25 protein-coding genes are annotated in these 12,729 nt (G+C 36.8%); 1 reads left to right on the top strand and 24 read right to left on the bottom strand.

Annotation, left to right across the window (positions count from 1 at the left end; all coding sequences use genetic code 11):
* Nucleotides 1–29: 29 nt before the first annotated feature.
* From IGI66_RS01125 to IGI66_RS01110, 4 genes are all read right to left on the bottom strand, one after another.
* Nucleotides 30–221, bottom strand: coding sequence for a hypothetical protein (locus tag IGI66_RS01125; RefSeq protein WP_438847114.1), 192 nt, complete (start codon nucleotides 219–221; stop codon nucleotides 30–32).
* Between the two features lie 166 nt (nucleotides 222–387).
* The gene (locus IGI66_RS01120) at nucleotides 388–765 is read right to left on the bottom strand and encodes a YopX family protein (protein ID WP_438847112.1); all 378 of its coding nucleotides are present in this window, start codon (nucleotides 763–765) and stop codon (nucleotides 388–390) included.
* Nucleotides 749–1,048, bottom strand: a complete 300-nt coding sequence (locus IGI66_RS01115; protein WP_438849267.1) for a hypothetical protein — start codon at nucleotides 1,046–1,048, stop codon at nucleotides 749–751. Before IGI66_RS01115 ends, IGI66_RS01120 begins: the two co-directional genes overlap by 17 nt.
* 479 nt (nucleotides 1,049–1,527) lie before the next feature.
* The gene (locus IGI66_RS01110; protein ID WP_438847111.1) at nucleotides 1,528–1,974 is read right to left on the bottom strand and encodes a hypothetical protein; all 447 of its coding nucleotides are present in this window, start codon (nucleotides 1,972–1,974) and stop codon (nucleotides 1,528–1,530) included.
* 119 nt (nucleotides 1,975–2,093) lie between these two features.
* Here IGI66_RS01110 and IGI66_RS01105 point away from each other — a divergent pair, with 119 nt between their 5' ends.
* Nucleotides 2,094–2,954, top strand: coding sequence for a DUF4393 domain-containing protein (locus tag IGI66_RS01105; RefSeq protein ID WP_438847109.1), 861 nt, complete (start codon nucleotides 2,094–2,096; stop codon nucleotides 2,952–2,954).
* A 117-nt stretch (nucleotides 2,955–3,071) separates the two neighbouring features.
* Here the strand turns inward: IGI66_RS01105 and IGI66_RS01100 are convergent, their stop codons facing one another.
* From IGI66_RS01100 to IGI66_RS01005, 20 genes are all read right to left on the bottom strand, one after another.
* On the bottom strand, nucleotides 3,072–3,263 hold the full coding sequence (locus IGI66_RS01100; RefSeq protein ID WP_438847107.1) for a hypothetical protein: 192 nt from the start codon (nucleotides 3,261–3,263) through the stop codon (nucleotides 3,072–3,074).
* Nucleotides 3,251–3,529, bottom strand: coding sequence for a hypothetical protein (locus tag IGI66_RS01095; protein WP_438847105.1), 279 nt, complete (start codon nucleotides 3,527–3,529; stop codon nucleotides 3,251–3,253). Before IGI66_RS01095 ends, IGI66_RS01100 begins: the two co-directional genes overlap by 13 nt.
* Before the next feature lie 25 nt (nucleotides 3,530–3,554).
* The gene (locus tag IGI66_RS01090) at nucleotides 3,555–3,917 is read right to left on the bottom strand and encodes a hypothetical protein (protein ID WP_438847103.1); all 363 of its coding nucleotides are present in this window, start codon (nucleotides 3,915–3,917) and stop codon (nucleotides 3,555–3,557) included.
* Nucleotides 3,914–4,129 carry a hypothetical protein gene (locus IGI66_RS01085; protein ID WP_438847101.1) on the bottom strand — a complete coding sequence of 72 codons (216 nt, stop codon included), beginning with the start codon at nucleotides 4,127–4,129 and terminating at the stop codon, nucleotides 3,914–3,916. Before IGI66_RS01085 ends, IGI66_RS01090 begins: the two co-directional genes overlap by 4 nt.
* 35 nt (nucleotides 4,130–4,164) lie before the next feature.
* Entirely contained in the window at nucleotides 4,165–4,602 is a 438-nt protein-coding gene (locus IGI66_RS01080; protein ID WP_431379302.1) for a YopX family protein, read from the bottom strand.
* A gap of 30 nt (nucleotides 4,603–4,632) precedes the next feature.
* Nucleotides 4,633–4,791 carry a hypothetical protein gene (locus IGI66_RS01075; RefSeq protein ID WP_438847099.1) on the bottom strand — a complete coding sequence of 53 codons (159 nt, stop codon included), beginning with the start codon at nucleotides 4,789–4,791 and terminating at the stop codon, nucleotides 4,633–4,635.
* Nucleotides 4,792–4,879: 88 nt separating this feature from the next.
* The gene (locus tag IGI66_RS01070) at nucleotides 4,880–5,083 is read right to left on the bottom strand and encodes a hypothetical protein (protein ID WP_301521168.1); all 204 of its coding nucleotides are present in this window, start codon (nucleotides 5,081–5,083) and stop codon (nucleotides 4,880–4,882) included.
* Entirely contained in the window at nucleotides 5,071–5,643 is a 573-nt protein-coding gene (locus tag IGI66_RS01065; protein ID WP_438847097.1) for a hypothetical protein, read from the bottom strand. Before IGI66_RS01065 ends, IGI66_RS01070 begins: the two co-directional genes overlap by 13 nt.
* Nucleotides 5,644–5,650: 7 nt before the next feature.
* Entirely contained in the window at nucleotides 5,651–6,208 is a 558-nt protein-coding gene (locus IGI66_RS01060; RefSeq protein ID WP_438847095.1) for an NUMOD4 domain-containing protein, read from the bottom strand.
* Nucleotides 6,209–6,220: 12 nt separating this feature from the next.
* Entirely contained in the window at nucleotides 6,221–6,673 is a 453-nt protein-coding gene (gene ssb / locus IGI66_RS01055) for a single-stranded DNA-binding protein (protein WP_438847093.1), read from the bottom strand.
* Nucleotides 6,666–7,211, bottom strand: coding sequence for a hypothetical protein (locus IGI66_RS01050; RefSeq protein ID WP_438847092.1), 546 nt, complete (start codon nucleotides 7,209–7,211; stop codon nucleotides 6,666–6,668). The genes ssb and IGI66_RS01050 overlap by 8 nt, the downstream gene beginning before the upstream one ends.
* Nucleotides 7,204–7,398, bottom strand: a complete 195-nt coding sequence (locus IGI66_RS01045; protein WP_438847091.1) for a hypothetical protein — start codon at nucleotides 7,396–7,398, stop codon at nucleotides 7,204–7,206. The genes IGI66_RS01050 and IGI66_RS01045 overlap by 8 nt, the downstream gene beginning before the upstream one ends.
* 12 nt (nucleotides 7,399–7,410) lie before the next feature.
* Nucleotides 7,411–7,845, bottom strand: a complete 435-nt coding sequence (locus tag IGI66_RS01040) for a RusA family crossover junction endodeoxyribonuclease (RefSeq protein ID WP_438847089.1) — start codon at nucleotides 7,843–7,845, stop codon at nucleotides 7,411–7,413.
* Complete coding sequence (locus IGI66_RS01035; protein WP_438847088.1) at nucleotides 7,835–8,161, bottom strand: hypothetical protein; 327 nt, start codon at nucleotides 8,159–8,161, stop codon at nucleotides 7,835–7,837. Before IGI66_RS01035 ends, IGI66_RS01040 begins: the two co-directional genes overlap by 11 nt.
* Nucleotides 8,161–9,390: a DnaB-like helicase C-terminal domain-containing protein gene (locus tag IGI66_RS01030; protein ID WP_438847086.1), complete on the bottom strand. Its 1,230-nt coding sequence runs from the start codon at nucleotides 9,388–9,390 to the stop codon at nucleotides 8,161–8,163. Before IGI66_RS01030 ends, IGI66_RS01035 begins: the two co-directional genes overlap by 1 nt.
* On the bottom strand, nucleotides 9,390–10,112 hold the full coding sequence (locus IGI66_RS01025; protein WP_438847084.1) for a conserved phage C-terminal domain-containing protein: 723 nt from the start codon (nucleotides 10,110–10,112) through the stop codon (nucleotides 9,390–9,392). The genes IGI66_RS01030 and IGI66_RS01025 overlap by 1 nt, the downstream gene beginning before the upstream one ends.
* Before the next feature lie 4 nt (nucleotides 10,113–10,116).
* A complete protein-coding gene (locus IGI66_RS01020; RefSeq protein WP_438847083.1) occupies nucleotides 10,117–10,806 on the bottom strand; it encodes a putative HNHc nuclease in 690 nt (229 codons plus the stop codon).
* 15 nt (nucleotides 10,807–10,821) lie between these two features.
* Complete coding sequence (locus IGI66_RS01015) at nucleotides 10,822–11,790, bottom strand: DUF1351 domain-containing protein (RefSeq protein WP_438847081.1); 969 nt, start codon at nucleotides 11,788–11,790, stop codon at nucleotides 10,822–10,824.
* Nucleotides 11,791–11,802: 12 nt separating this feature from the next.
* Nucleotides 11,803–12,459: an ERF family protein gene (locus tag IGI66_RS01010; RefSeq protein WP_438847079.1), complete on the bottom strand. Its 657-nt coding sequence runs from the start codon at nucleotides 12,457–12,459 to the stop codon at nucleotides 11,803–11,805.
* A complete protein-coding gene (locus IGI66_RS01005; protein ID WP_438847077.1) occupies nucleotides 12,446–12,724 on the bottom strand; it encodes a hypothetical protein in 279 nt (92 codons plus the stop codon). Before IGI66_RS01005 ends, IGI66_RS01010 begins: the two co-directional genes overlap by 14 nt.
* Nucleotides 12,725–12,729 lie beyond the last annotated feature (5 nt).

The raw sequence follows: 12,729 nt of genomic DNA, 5'->3' as shown, positions 1-12,729 counted from the left end.
AACCTCCTTAATTGGCGACGATCACGGATCTATTCAACGTCTTGACTGCGAATCAATTCTCGTGCAAATGAGCAGTTGACAATCTCATTAATAGACTTCAAGTAATCGCCAAGCTCTTTTTCAGCCTTTTCTTTTGCTTCAAACATAGTGGTAGCATATACAACTAGCGTGCAGCCAAAATCATGTTTATTTGTGTACCTGACCATAAATTCATCTTTCACTTCGACACCTCCAACAATTCTGGTTTTACATTCTGAATAGTCGACTCATGAATAGGTGGATAAGCGAGATTATGATCTGTTATCAAATCATACTTACGTTCTCCACATTCGCAGTGGCCGCATAAAACAACTTTTAAAGTATGTTGCTCAATTAGATCTTTTAATTTCATCCTTCCACCTCCAACAACTCTGGATTTTCAAATCTATTTCCTATTACTTCAATATAGGGTTTTAACTGGTACAATAGTAAATCGCCCGCTAACCAAGTTAAGCTATGTTCTGACCAATTAATTAAGTAGTTACCATCTATTTCGATACCTGCACTGTCTTCTTTCTTTTGAAAAGGATGATTAGACACTTTTACAATATCCCCCTCAAATATCTCAACGCCGTTCTTGTCCTTTAGGCCTGTTGATTGCATGAGGATTAGCCCACACATTTCTGGTCGCATAAAAACATTTCTCAAATTATGTCCATTCAATAGCCTCCGCCATGAAATCATTTTTTTATTGATAACATCCCATGCTTTAAACTTCGGTATCATTGTCGCCCTCCGATCGATATTTTCTAACTTTATCTTCGTAAATGGCAATTTCTTCTTTGGTTGCCGGAACCAGCCTATACGTGTCGAATCCAACTCCAAAATGGCAGTAGATATTTTTATTGGCCCATTGATACCAATCTCCCCATGCAAGCTGCGTTAATTCGTCATCTTCTAAAATATCGTTCCAAACATCATGATTAGAAATTTTTGTGATTTTGGCAAAAGCTGACGGGTTTGCATCAGATAATTTATAAATTTTCCCGATTTCGATATCCGGTATCATATGTTTCACTTCCACTCCTTATTTGATGTACAATACATATGAGCTGGTACTCCTTTTGAATGCTACGTTTTAATGCCCAGCTCACTGACCGCCGACTTATCCCGGCTGTCTTTTTGTGTTAAGATGCTTGTGTCTAGCGGAAACTAGACGAAAGTATCTTTTTTCGAGGCAGCCAGTAGTCGTCTGTCTTTTTTTGTTGTACAATATAACCGATGAGCTGAAACCCTTTTACAACTACAATTTCAATTTGAAATCCCAGCTCATTGACCGCAGTCACCTCATATGACGCGGTCTTTTTTATGGTATAATTCAGACGAGCTAGATTCTTCCTTTTTAATTTCATTAAACTGAAAGCATATTTCAACTAGCTCGTGAGCCGCTGATAATTATCAGTGGCTTTTTTCTATGCAATAGGGTCGGTTGCAAAAAACACTCAATTCTTGTAATTTGGTTGCAACGACTAAAAAACATTGATTCTATTAAAATTCATTTAATGTTTGAATAACTTCAACAGAACTGACCGTATACCACCTCGGCAAATAGTCATTTCTAACAAACCAGTCAAATACCAGATTTTCTAATTCTTCTCTATCCTCTTTAGTTACATCATCCAAATAAGTATCTGCCCATTCGCCACCTTCGTCATAGGCACTTTCTTGAACGTTCTCTATTAATGTATCTACACAAAATGGAACAGCCGAAGCATTCATTTGACCTACCAAGAATTCTGTAACGACCTCATCAGGAGTGCTGCCCATTTCATCATCTAAATATTCCGTATCAGGGTTGCCATTAAATCGATGAGCTGATTCCAGACCAGCTTTTATTGCTTCTTCTTTGGTATCGAAATAATCACATGCTTGCCAAATATCTTCTTTTAGAGAACACATCCATTTTTTATCCATCTGGTCTTTTTTCAAATCCATTTTTCTACCTCTTTTCTATGCTATTGGGTCGGTTAAATGACTTTTACAATTGATTCCAATTTACTTATTATTTACCGTTTATAAAATGCTATAATTTATCTAAAAAGGAGCAATTTTATATGGCTTTTGATATTGTTCCTTTAGTGGTTTCTGCTGCAACTTCTTTCGGTACCTCTTATTTAGCTAATGGTGAGTATGGTCCGATATCAACATTCAGCGATCTATGGTACAAAAAATTTGGATATCTTACAGAAGAAGTTAAAGACCTTCAATTTCAAAGAGAGCAGGAAAGAGTCGCTAAGTACGTACAAGACACAGCAAGCCTAACAGCAGATGCTATCGCTGAGATACCACCCGAAAATCTTCATGAACCTAGAGAAAACATTGCAAGGCCGGCCATTTCTTCTATAGAAGATTATGGCTCAGAGGAACATACAAGAAAAATGTTCGCCAAGCTTATCGCTGCTTCTATGGATTCAAGTAAAGACAAAATTGCACAACAATCGTTTGTAGAAATCGTTAAAAATATGGCTCCAATTGATGCCCTAATTTTAAAAAATTCGTTTGAAGTTAATAGTTACATTGAAATTGGTGAAATCCGCAAGAAATATAGAAACGGCGCATACACTATTCTTTTCACCAACCTAGTGCTTGGAATTACAAATATTGAAGATTATCAACTTAAGGCTTCCTCCTTATCAAATCTTGAAAGACTAGGACTAATTAAACTGAACTATACTAATGGTCTCAATAATTCAAATGGATATGAACAAATGAAAAACACTGAATTATTCAAGGATTTTCTCCATCAAAATAATCTTTTAAAAATTCAATATAATCAAAGTCCACCCAATGAAAAAGAAGGAGATCAATATGAAAATTGGAAAGATGTTGTTGAAAGTGAAATAGTCATTAACGAAGGACACTTATCATTTACTCCATATGGACGAGATTTTTGTGCTATTTGTCTTTCCGATTAATTAGTCGAATTGATATAAGTGTAGTGAGAATACTTACTAGTATAACCTCGATCATTCATTGATCCATCCTTTCAATTTAGAGCCAATAAAGGCTCTTTTTCTATGCAATTGGCTGAGTTAATTTATCTCTTCATTTAACCTTACCGATTCCTTCTCCCCGGCCTCTAGCTTCATAGCTAATCCATGAATAATACCCAAAGCTTTCATAGCGTCCACACGGTCAGCTGCTTTTAAACCGCCTTTGCCATCCTTAATTTGGCGTAGTTCGTCTGATGTTTCTCTCAATAAATCAATATTTATAGTTTCCATATTCCTTCCTCCATCTTTTTATGACGTTCAACTTCCGCCTCGTATTCTTTATCCGCATATTGAAAACCCTTTTTTTCTAACGCGTTCCATGCACGAGTTACCATTTGATTTGTCGGCGGATAATGCCAGATATCCTCGTGACGAAAATAAACTTGAATTCGAACATTGTTTTCAGAGGTTTCAGAATGCTCTAATTTTAAGAAAGTCAAATCCTTCCCGTTAATTCGAAATGGTCTTTCAATTTCTGGCAATTCGCTTTTATTCATAAATAAACCTCCCTAATTGGCGTGGTTACCTGACTTTCCTAACTTGTTTTACATCGTCTACAAAAGGGAACTCCGTCACCTTTTGAGTCACATCATCTTCGCTTATTCCAAATGTCTTAAGAGTTCTAATCTTCCCGGAGTTTTCCAAGTAGACTATTTCGTACTGTTCTTCTTTAATATATTCGCCCTCATCCATTAGGTTAGAGACCCAGCTTTTATTACTCTCTTCAAACTCACCAAGAAAGCCATCCTCATAATCACCCGGGATATAGGCACAATACTTCACTGGAATGATTTCAATGCATTCTTCATGGAAATACTCGTCGCCAATTTCAACAATGTCTTCAAATGATGTGAAATGCTTTTCGCATATTGGACATGTTTTCATTCGCCGTCCTCCGGAACTTCGCTTTCTTTCCATTCTGATACTGTAAGATCACATTCATCTAGTTTATAAGTATGGTCATTGCCATCCTCATCAATAATCACGAACTCTTCTTCGCAATAATCAAGCGTATCAATTGGTACCCACTGCATTTTATTGTCACACTTAACCCATGCCGAAATTATTGGATATTTCAATTTTTCATTCGTCTTCATTGTTATTTCCTCCTTTTCTTACGTGATACCCGTCGCTAGCTTTCCTTTAGTAACTCTGGATTTTCACAAATGTGCCCGATTACTCGTACATCAGATGTTGCTACGCCTTTCATATCAATGTATTTTGATAGACCATCATACAATTCGTGTGCGCCGTATCGAATCTTTCTGCCTTTAACAATTGGTTGAGTCCACACATAAACATGACCTTCATGCATCTTTACTCTCGAAATACAGGTAATATTTCCCTCTTTGATGAAACGCTTTGTATTCTTAATTTCGACAATACTTCCATCGTGAATTTCTTTTTTATTTTTATCTGTTTGATAAGTGTATTCATACAAATCATAATTATCAGAATGATCCGTGTCGTAGTCTGGTGCGTTCCAAACTGCTACCTGACCATCTGGAGCAACCATAAAATCATTGATCCATTGTTTATTTACCTTGTCCCATGCCTTAAATTTTGACACGCTAAAACCTCCTTTGTATCCTCCGTTTACTTACTTTTCCATATTCACAAAAACTGATTGTTCAGGGTGCGCTTCTAACCATTCAATTAAATCTTCTGTTTCGGATAAATCCTCATCACTGCCGTAATACAAGCCACCAATAATTTCAGCTAATGTAGTGGCGCTAATTTTAAAAAATTTGTCTTCCATTTTAATTTCCTCTTTTCCTCCTTGATAGCCCCAAACTAAGTAACTTAATGCTACTCAATCTCAACGGCTTCTTGTTTTATACTCATGTTTAATCGTCCCAGTTTTCAAAAAGAATTGCATAGTCAGTAATATCTAACTTTTTCGCGATTTGTTGCACCGTCTCCAAGGTGATATTTCCAGTTTTATTCACCGCTCCTGTTGTTTGCCCTCCGACTAATTCCGTCCAACTCAAGGCTTTGTTCACACGATGCCAGTTGACGTTGGACCAAAATATTTCTTTTATACCCTGCATAATTCCAACGCTGCTTTCTTTTTGACAGATATACGATAGCCTAGCATTCGTAAAACCGCTTTGTCCGAGTCATGATATTCCACGACTTCAAAACTTGCTGATTTACCATACTCATTAATCAATTTTCCTACACATGGGAAATTGCATTGAGAGTAGTTCAACTCATATAGAACATCCAATTTGAATTTAGGTCGCTTTGGCGCCATCCAATTCTGTCTTTCTGAAAACTTGTCTTTCTTCGGCTTTTTAGGTTTCTCTGCACGTTTTTGCATTCGAAGTTTTGCCGCGCAGCTGTTGCAATGTGTAAGTTTCGACATGTTCTGATTCTTCACTAATCGCTCCTTACCGCAGGCACATCTAGCTACCCATTCTTTGTCGATTTCTCCTGGTCGAATAATAGTGAATTCCCCATACTTTTCGCCTGTCCGATCTCTTTTCTTATTTTGCATTTTCTTCCCCACCATGCTTTTATAGATTTTTTCAGCTTCGTTAAAGACTCTTTCGTTCGTCCAATAATCTGTCCGGCTTAATAGCTCAGCTAGTCTTTTCTTTTTATCCAACAAATATTTATCCCCGTTTCTTTTTCAAGATCGGTTTAATATATATTTCATATTCATCAACTTTTGTTCCACCCTTTTGAATGACTGCCGACAGATATCCTTTATTTCTACCTAAAAATTCGCTTGCTTTAGCTTTACTCATGAAGTAGAACGCTTCAGAAGTAATAGTATTAACTAAAACTGTAGGATCGGGCGCTTGATTTAGCCTATGTTTGTATGCATGTGATAAATTTTCTTTGTGATCACACCATTCCAAGTTTTTGAGATAGTTATTTGAAGGATTACCATCTAGATGATTCACGCAATTCTTATTTTTAACCATAGGAATAAATGCCTTGGCGACTAAACGATGCACCAAATATGTCTTTTCTTTCTTATCTTTCCAAAGCGATATTCTTTTATATCCTTGTTTATCTGTTTTTTGCTTTAAAATTCGTTGTTTCCACTTTCTTTCCCCACATCGTGAGGAGTTAGTGGTTTTATTTTTAGCTGTTCTGATTCTGCCTAAATCGCTTACCTCATAAATCTCCTCATACCCGCTAACTTGTTTCCATATTTCTACCATGTTTACACCTCTTTAAAATGGAAGATCGTCATTGATGTCAATTGATGAACTACTGAAAGGATCGTCAGATTGATTGTTATTTCTATTAGCCGGCTGACTACCAGTTGAGGTATTTGATTCGTTATTTTTATGTTGTTGATTCATGCCTCTTGATTCCAATAATTGAAAATTTTCAGCAACAACCTCAGTTACATAAATGCGTTGTCCCTGTTGATTCTCATAGCTGCGTGTTTGAATACGTCCAGTGACTCCAAGCAAAGTCCCTTTGTGTGCGTAGTTAGCAAGAGTTTCTGCAGATTTACGCCAAATCACACAATTGATGAAATCTGCCTCTCGGTTTCCATCTTGATTTGTAAAGTTTCTGTTCACTGCTAGAGTGAATGTAGCAACCCCTGTACCGCTCGCTGTATATCGCAGGTCAGGATCTTTTGTAAGACGCCCGACTAATACAGTATTATTAATCATCGGTATTCCCCTCGTTCCGTTTTTTATCCCATGCACTTGCATATGCGGCATAGTATCCACGCGCTTCATTTAATCCAGCTTCTAATTCGTCGCCGGTCATTTCATATTCAACTGCAATATCCGAGAAACTTTCTCCTTGCTCCAATCGTTCTAATACGTCCGATGGATCAATACTTTCTGGATAGTCTAATTGAGCAGTTTTAATAAATTCGTCTACTACATCCATTTCAACCATAAATTCACGGTCTTCAATGGTATTTTCATCTAGTAAATTAGTTTGTTCTTCCTTGAATTCTTGCCACTGACCATCTTCATCCTCGTCGTATCGAACCGCTGGAGCATTCGTTGAACGATCATAAGGGATCTTGAATGGAATCGTTTCTGGCCGGAATGAAGCAGTGATTTTACCTCCCTCGAGCATGCTCAGGGCCTCTAATCTTCCAATAAGTAGGTGCTTTTCAATTTCTAAAACCAGCCTTGTTTTTCCGTTCTGTGTCTTTACTTCTTTCAAGGTTGGCCTGAATTCTACGTTAGTCATTTTTTGTGCCTCCGTTAGATTTATTATTCTTTAATGTTACCGTTGCGGTCTGGTTGTCTTTGAGGGTTATCAGTGTTGCTGATTTTTCATCTCCATAAAGATACGAAACCTCAATTTCTGACGCAGAGTATTCGTTATGTGCTGCCTTTGCTGCACTAATCATATGATCAAGCTTTTCTATGTTCATGAAGAAGTCCTCCTAAAGTAATTTCTCTTGAATATTAGATATTTCTTTGACTGTGATTTCTGCTCTCGGAATTTCTGAATAAAATTTCCTTGTCACAAGATCAACCACTTGTCCATCATCTTCCCAAAGAACGCCTTTGACAGCATCTAAAATACCTTTGGCATAATTGTCAGCGTCAGGCTTAGTTATCGGTCTTAAAGTTTTCGCTTCTGCTGCTTTCTTTTTAACTTTGCTAAATGATTTAAGTGTTTCTTTGAAAATCAATACTTCCACAAAAAGCTCACCTTTTAATGGCTCATCAGGCGCTATTTTATCAGCAAATTTTTTTACCTTACGCTTGTACTTTGCGCTTTGTGGTGGATCATACGTACGCATAAATGGTTTAGTTGTAAACCTCGGTCTACCTTGAGGTACTGGTTGACCAGGTACAGTAAATTTAATTTCCATCAACAGCCTTCTTTCTTAAGTATGCTTTTTCTTTAATATCTTCAATTTGCTGGAGTAGTGTAGGCAAAACTTTCTCTCCGTCTTCAACGTATCGGAAACCCTGTTCTTTTTCGTCTACAGCGGTGAAAAAGGCAAACCAGATATATTCTTCCTTTTTCTTTAACTGCTTCTCTATGACGTTTTTAGGCGCTTTATGAGCGCTAAGCCCCTTTGCGTATTTCTGGCATTTACCTGCTTCAGTTAGGTAATACCTAACAAGCTCACTTTCTTCAAGATCATCAGCTTTTAAAAGTTCTTTAAATTCCTTATAATTCATCAGTAATCCTCCGTAGAAAACTCCATAAATTGACCAATAAATTTGAAAGGTATTTCTCCAATTACTCCATCACGACTCTTGGCAATTTTCACTTGAACATGTTTGCGATCGTCGGGATTTTCTCTGTAAAGAAACATCACGATATTTGCATCTTGCTCTAACGAACCAGATTCTTTTAAATCTGCCAATGTTGGTTGTTTTCCGGTTTTTTCAGTATCCCTGCTCAATTGCGATAGGAGAATGATTGTAATACCTAATTCGTTAGTCAAAAGCTTCAATCGGCGTGTAACTTCATTTAGAACCTCTCTGGCGTTTTTCCTTGAGTCTTTTACTGAAACCAAGCCGGCATAATCGATAATCGCCAAATACTTTCCTCTTTTCGCTCGTTTTCTGATTGCTAGAACGATGTCATTCAGTTGGGTATATTCTTGGTCATAAACTCGCATGTTAAGTTTAGAGAGCTCTTTATAGGCCAATGCAGCTTGGCGTTTTTTATCATTTGATAACTTAATCGGATTTCGAATTTGCATATTATTGATTTTTGCTTTTTTCGAAACAAAACGGTACATCATTTGTTCGGTAGTCATTTCAAGTGTAAATAAATCGACAGCGACTTCCTCTGTGCGCTCTAACGCCGTCATTGCTAAGTTAATAGCAAAAGCTGTTTTACCTACTGCTGGTCTAGCCCCGATGATTGCCAACTCTCCAGGTCCAAAACCTCCGCCGAGGGAAGTATCTAGCTTAGGAAAGGTTCGAATGAATGGATTTTCCTTCGCTTCTAGATGTTCAATGAAATTCTCATATCCCTTTGCAATAGAACCATCCGATTTAACTTTTTTCAGGCTTTCAAGTTCTTCTTGATACATGGTGATCTGTGATAAAAAGCGATCATCCTCCGTTACGGAATATTCAGAAGTAAGTCTTTTGAGTTCACGTTTCAAGTACTCCTTGTGAACTTGATTGGTATAAAATACTGCTTGACTCGCAGAAGGTTCACTATTTTTTAAAACGATTAAATCATCAGCCGTTAATTGAGATAATGGATATAGTTGTTTAATTGTTTTTTGAATATCACTAAGAAGTTCTTCATCACCATTTTTACTTTGAACGGAAGATATAATTTGTTTAAAGCTATCTCCTTGAATCCAATCTGGATTGATATCTAAAAATTGTATTTGCTTCGGGTCAATCAGAAGTGTTGCTGTTAATTGCATCTCGAAGTTCTGCATTATGCAGGATCTCCAAACAGATCTTCTAATCCTTCAAAATCATTCCTCATTGGGCTAGATTTAGTAGGCTCTTTGTATTCTTGTAAATAGTCGTCGAACTTATTCCCGAATAATGTTTGCGGTCTTAGATACTTATTCATATTTGAATCGTTCAGCCATTGAGAACTCTTTACATTGATAACTTTTTTAAAGTCATCTAATCTTTGGCCTTCATTCCATCTAGCCTTAATTAATTCTTTCCATTTTTGAGTGACTTTATATTTTTTGTTAGTCACTTGATTCAAGAAAGAGATTATCTCTGAATAGGGTATTTTTTCTGAACTCGACATATTATCTTTTGTATTACTAAAAGATGTATTACTACTTGCGCAATTTTCTAAATACCCCCCTTTAATATTTTTAATAGGGGTATTTAATTTATTAACCACCCTGATCGTTCGATTTTTTATGTCTTTCTTCTTATTGAAAACAAGTTCAACCTCGATATATCCCTTTTCTTTTAGCGAAGTGATCACTTGTGAACATCTACTAGGAGTTAATCCAAAAAAATCAGCAAAGTGTTTGTTAGTTGCAAAACATCCTTTTTCGTCTATATCTAAGCTATCTATCTCCGCTAAAAACAACATTTCTTGAATGGTCAGATTTTCATCTAGCCAGTAATGAGAAGGAATCCAAATCCCTTTAAACCCTCGATTAGCTTTTGCAATCTTTCTTTCCGTCATTTCATCACCTACTGTCTAATTCATCTATTTGTTTTCTAGTCATTAATCCAAGATCAATAACTGTCTCTGTATCAAGGTAAATTGGTGTCACCACGTACTTTTTCATAAATTCTTTAATCCCGATCTGATGTTGCTCCATGTGGTACCTATGAGACAGTGACATTAACAACAATTTTCTATGATCTATCGTTTTCCGTTTACGATTGCCGACTGCGTTGTAATGAGCAATTTCAGCGTGAGGTTGTCCGCTTATACAACAAATCCTATATTTCAAACAAAGGAAGAAATAATGCTGTTGATTTGCAGGAATTAGATTGATCTCAATTCCTTTAGGTAGAGGCACCTGATTTTTAAATACGAAATCGAGTATCATGTTAATGAAAAGAGTTGCATCCTCTTCGGAACAATTCGATAAGCTGAAATTATCGTATCCGTAATAGAATTCAAATTGATCTCGAAAGTATTGCCGCGCGTATCCTCTGTCATATCCAGACCAGTCATCACAGTCGCTGCATAAAGCAAATATGAACTTCCTTTGTTCTGAGGTTATTTTCCTAGCGTCTTTTACATCAACCTCTACGATAGGAACAGCTCCATTTGAAAGTGTGCCAATTCGTTGGATGTTGGCATCATCATCAAGTTCTAACGTAATTTTATTACCTGATACTTGAACTAATTTGCCAAATATCTTCATGGAACCACTCCAATGCTATCTGATCTTTTCAATTTTTATTCCTAAGCCTTGTAGATATTGTTTGGCTTGGATTAGTAAGTGATTCGGTGCTGAAAGTCGATATGTTTCTGTTACAATCGCGGGTTTGTTAACTGGAAATGGATCTTGGAAAGGATCTTCGTCTGCTTCAAAAGGCAAATCTACTGTATTTACGATTTCTCCAGTTTCCTGATCGATTACTTTGTCGCCAACTGAAATCGGTTTGTTATCTAATTCTGAAATCGCGTCTTCATATTCTTTCTGTTTTTGCTCTTGTTCCAATCGTTCATTTTTAGCCTTAATAGCTTGATCAATTTGTTTCATCAGTTCCTGGGGAGTAGCGCCATTTTCAACTTGAACAACCCAACTTTCAGGTTCTTGACCAACTGCTTTTGCATAGTTAGCGATCAAAGTTTTATTCGCTTCGAGTTGATCTTTTTCTGCCTTGACGGCCTTCATTTCATCAACAATTTCATTCAGAGCTTTCTTGTTCAACTTACCTTTAGTAGTAAAATAGGTTTTATTGGACCAAGAAGGATTGATAGTGATTTCCTCAACTTCAACGCCGTAATTTGGTGCGATTTCTGAAATCTCTACCATCATGTTCTTTCGCCGTTCTTCTTGTTCTATATCTTCAAGTTCTCTAATCCCTTTATCGATGGGATCAATAACCCTTTGAATTTCTTCTTTTTGAGCCTTGATCCAGTCTTCAAACTCTGTTAGCGGCTTATTAATCTGCTTCTTAATTTCTTTGCGTTTTTCATCCATCAACTTATTAGCTTTGTTCATTTCTGCACGGACGTCTTTAGCATCTTGAAGAGTTTCAGAACTTACAGCCCATTCTTCATATTTTTTTGCGTACGCCTTGACAGCTGACTCAAATTGCTCTTTATGTGCTACATTGATCTCTGACTTTTTAAAATCAACAGAGAAATCTAATGCCTTAACAGTTACTTCGTTAGTCATTTCTTGTCCTCCTTATTGATGCTGGTTCAGATAGTTCATCAGTACGCCGTAATCATCTGGCGTAAGATTCGCTAACTTAGATTCAATTTTCAAAAAGGGAAACAACCTTTTAACAGCAACATCTAAGCTAACGTTTTGAGCGTTAGCAAAATCGGTCATCTTATTGACAGCCATTTCTGCCTGTGTCTTAGATAGATTCTGTGTTTGATCTTTTGAACTATCATTCTTCGGTGTGCTATTCGTTTTACTTTGACCAGAGTTATTCGGCGCGTTCTTCCCACTACTTCCATTGCCATCATCATCAATATCACTGGTAACTCCAAAAACAGCACCTAAAGCATATCTTTTGGCATACGTTACCGCAGAACCGAATCCTTGTGCATCTGCTTTAGTTGCTGGCAAAGTTAACGGGTCGTAACTGATGAACTCACCAGATTCATGAAAAACGTGAGTTGATACCGAAATTTGATTCCCTTCGCTTGTTGCCTCTTGCGAATAACTAAGTCCAGTATCTTTGATAGCTTCGTCAATAGCCTTTACAACGCCATCCAAAGTTACATACGTTGACTTAAAGAATGGATTCTTTGCATCTTTAGTTGGCTGTTGAAGAACTACTCTAAATTCTGCTAGAGCCTTAAAAATATTTTTCGTTTCATTACTGGTTTTCATTTGTTTTCCACCCTTCAATTTGATTAATCAACATACGAAATTGTTCGATTGACTCATCTTTCTCAATCAAAACTGCCACGTCTAATCCCTCAAGAATTTTATCTATTGTTAAACCACTATGTTTGTTCGCTTGAATTAAGTCCTGCATATCTTGTGTATAATCTCTGCGATCATTTGAACTAATATAAATTACGATATTTTGATCACTGCTGTTGTAGATTGAAAGATATTCGGTTTGTTTGCCATCGATGTTTATTAATTCCATAGTGA

The sequence above is a fragment of the Enterococcus sp. AZ048 genome (assembly GCF_051715125.1).
GTDB classification, from domain to species: Bacteria; Bacillota; Bacilli; order Lactobacillales; family Enterococcaceae; genus Enterococcus_A; species Enterococcus_A gilvus.
The sequence above is the reverse complement of the archived record's forward strand: the minus strand, read 5'-3'. Positions and strand labels throughout refer to the sequence as shown.

What these genes read in the sequence shown, in the direction of transcription:
- IGI66_RS01120 (WP_438847112.1), bottom strand. Translation starts at nt 765, where the DNA reads ATGATACCGAAGTTTAAAGCATGGGATGTTATCAATAAAAAAATGATT.
- IGI66_RS01115 (WP_438849267.1), bottom strand. Translation starts at nt 1,048, where the DNA reads ATGATACCGGATATCGAAATCGGGAAAATTTATAAATTATCTGATGCA.
- IGI66_RS01110 (WP_438847111.1), bottom strand. Translation starts at nt 1,974, where the DNA reads ATGGATTTGAAAAAAGACCAGATGGATAAAAAATGGATGTGTTCTCTA.
- IGI66_RS01105 (WP_438847109.1), top strand. Translation starts at nt 2,094, where the DNA reads ATGGCTTTTGATATTGTTCCTTTAGTGGTTTCTGCTGCAACTTCTTTC.
- IGI66_RS01100 (WP_438847107.1), bottom strand. Translation starts at nt 3,263, where the DNA reads ATGGAAACTATAAATATTGATTTATTGAGAGAAACATCAGACGAACTA.
- IGI66_RS01095 (WP_438847105.1), bottom strand. Translation starts at nt 3,529, where the DNA reads ATGAATAAAAGCGAATTGCCAGAAATTGAAAGACCATTTCGAATTAAC.
- IGI66_RS01090 (WP_438847103.1), bottom strand. Translation starts at nt 3,917, where the DNA reads ATGAAAACATGTCCAATATGCGAAAAGCATTTCACATCATTTGAAGAC.
- IGI66_RS01085 (WP_438847101.1), bottom strand. Translation starts at nt 4,129, where the DNA reads ATGAAGACGAATGAAAAATTGAAATATCCAATAATTTCGGCATGGGTT.
- IGI66_RS01075 (WP_438847099.1), bottom strand. Translation starts at nt 4,791, where the DNA reads ATGGAAGACAAATTTTTTAAAATTAGCGCCACTACATTAGCTGAAATT.
- IGI66_RS01070 (WP_301521168.1), bottom strand. Translation starts at nt 5,083, where the DNA reads ATGCAGGGTATAAAAGAAATATTTTGGTCCAACGTCAACTGGCATCGT.
- IGI66_RS01060 (WP_438847095.1), bottom strand. Translation starts at nt 6,208, where the DNA reads ATGGTAGAAATATGGAAACAAGTTAGCGGGTATGAGGAGATTTATGAG.
- ssb (WP_438847093.1), bottom strand. Translation starts at nt 6,673, where the DNA reads ATGATTAATAATACTGTATTAGTCGGGCGTCTTACAAAAGATCCTGAC.
- IGI66_RS01050 (WP_438847092.1), bottom strand. Translation starts at nt 7,211, where the DNA reads ATGACTAACGTAGAATTCAGGCCAACCTTGAAAGAAGTAAAGACACAG.
- IGI66_RS01045 (WP_438847091.1), bottom strand. Translation starts at nt 7,398, where the DNA reads ATGAACATAGAAAAGCTTGATCATATGATTAGTGCAGCAAAGGCAGCA.
- IGI66_RS01040 (WP_438847089.1), bottom strand. Translation starts at nt 7,845, where the DNA reads ATGGAAATTAAATTTACTGTACCTGGTCAACCAGTACCTCAAGGTAGA.
- IGI66_RS01035 (WP_438847088.1), bottom strand. Translation starts at nt 8,161, where the DNA reads ATGAATTATAAGGAATTTAAAGAACTTTTAAAAGCTGATGATCTTGAA.
- IGI66_RS01030 (WP_438847086.1), bottom strand. Translation starts at nt 9,390, where the DNA reads ATGCAGAACTTCGAGATGCAATTAACAGCAACACTTCTGATTGACCCG.
- IGI66_RS01025 (WP_438847084.1), bottom strand. Translation starts at nt 10,112, where the DNA reads ATGACGGAAAGAAAGATTGCAAAAGCTAATCGAGGGTTTAAAGGGATT.
- IGI66_RS01020 (WP_438847083.1), bottom strand. Translation starts at nt 10,806, where the DNA reads ATGAAGATATTTGGCAAATTAGTTCAAGTATCAGGTAATAAAATTACG.
- IGI66_RS01015 (WP_438847081.1), bottom strand. Translation starts at nt 11,790, where the DNA reads ATGACTAACGAAGTAACTGTTAAGGCATTAGATTTCTCTGTTGATTTT.
- IGI66_RS01010 (WP_438847079.1), bottom strand. Translation starts at nt 12,459, where the DNA reads ATGAAAACCAGTAATGAAACGAAAAATATTTTTAAGGCTCTAGCAGAA.
- IGI66_RS01005 (WP_438847077.1), bottom strand. Translation starts at nt 12,724, where the DNA reads ATGGAATTAATAAACATCGATGGCAAACAAACCGAATATCTTTCAATC.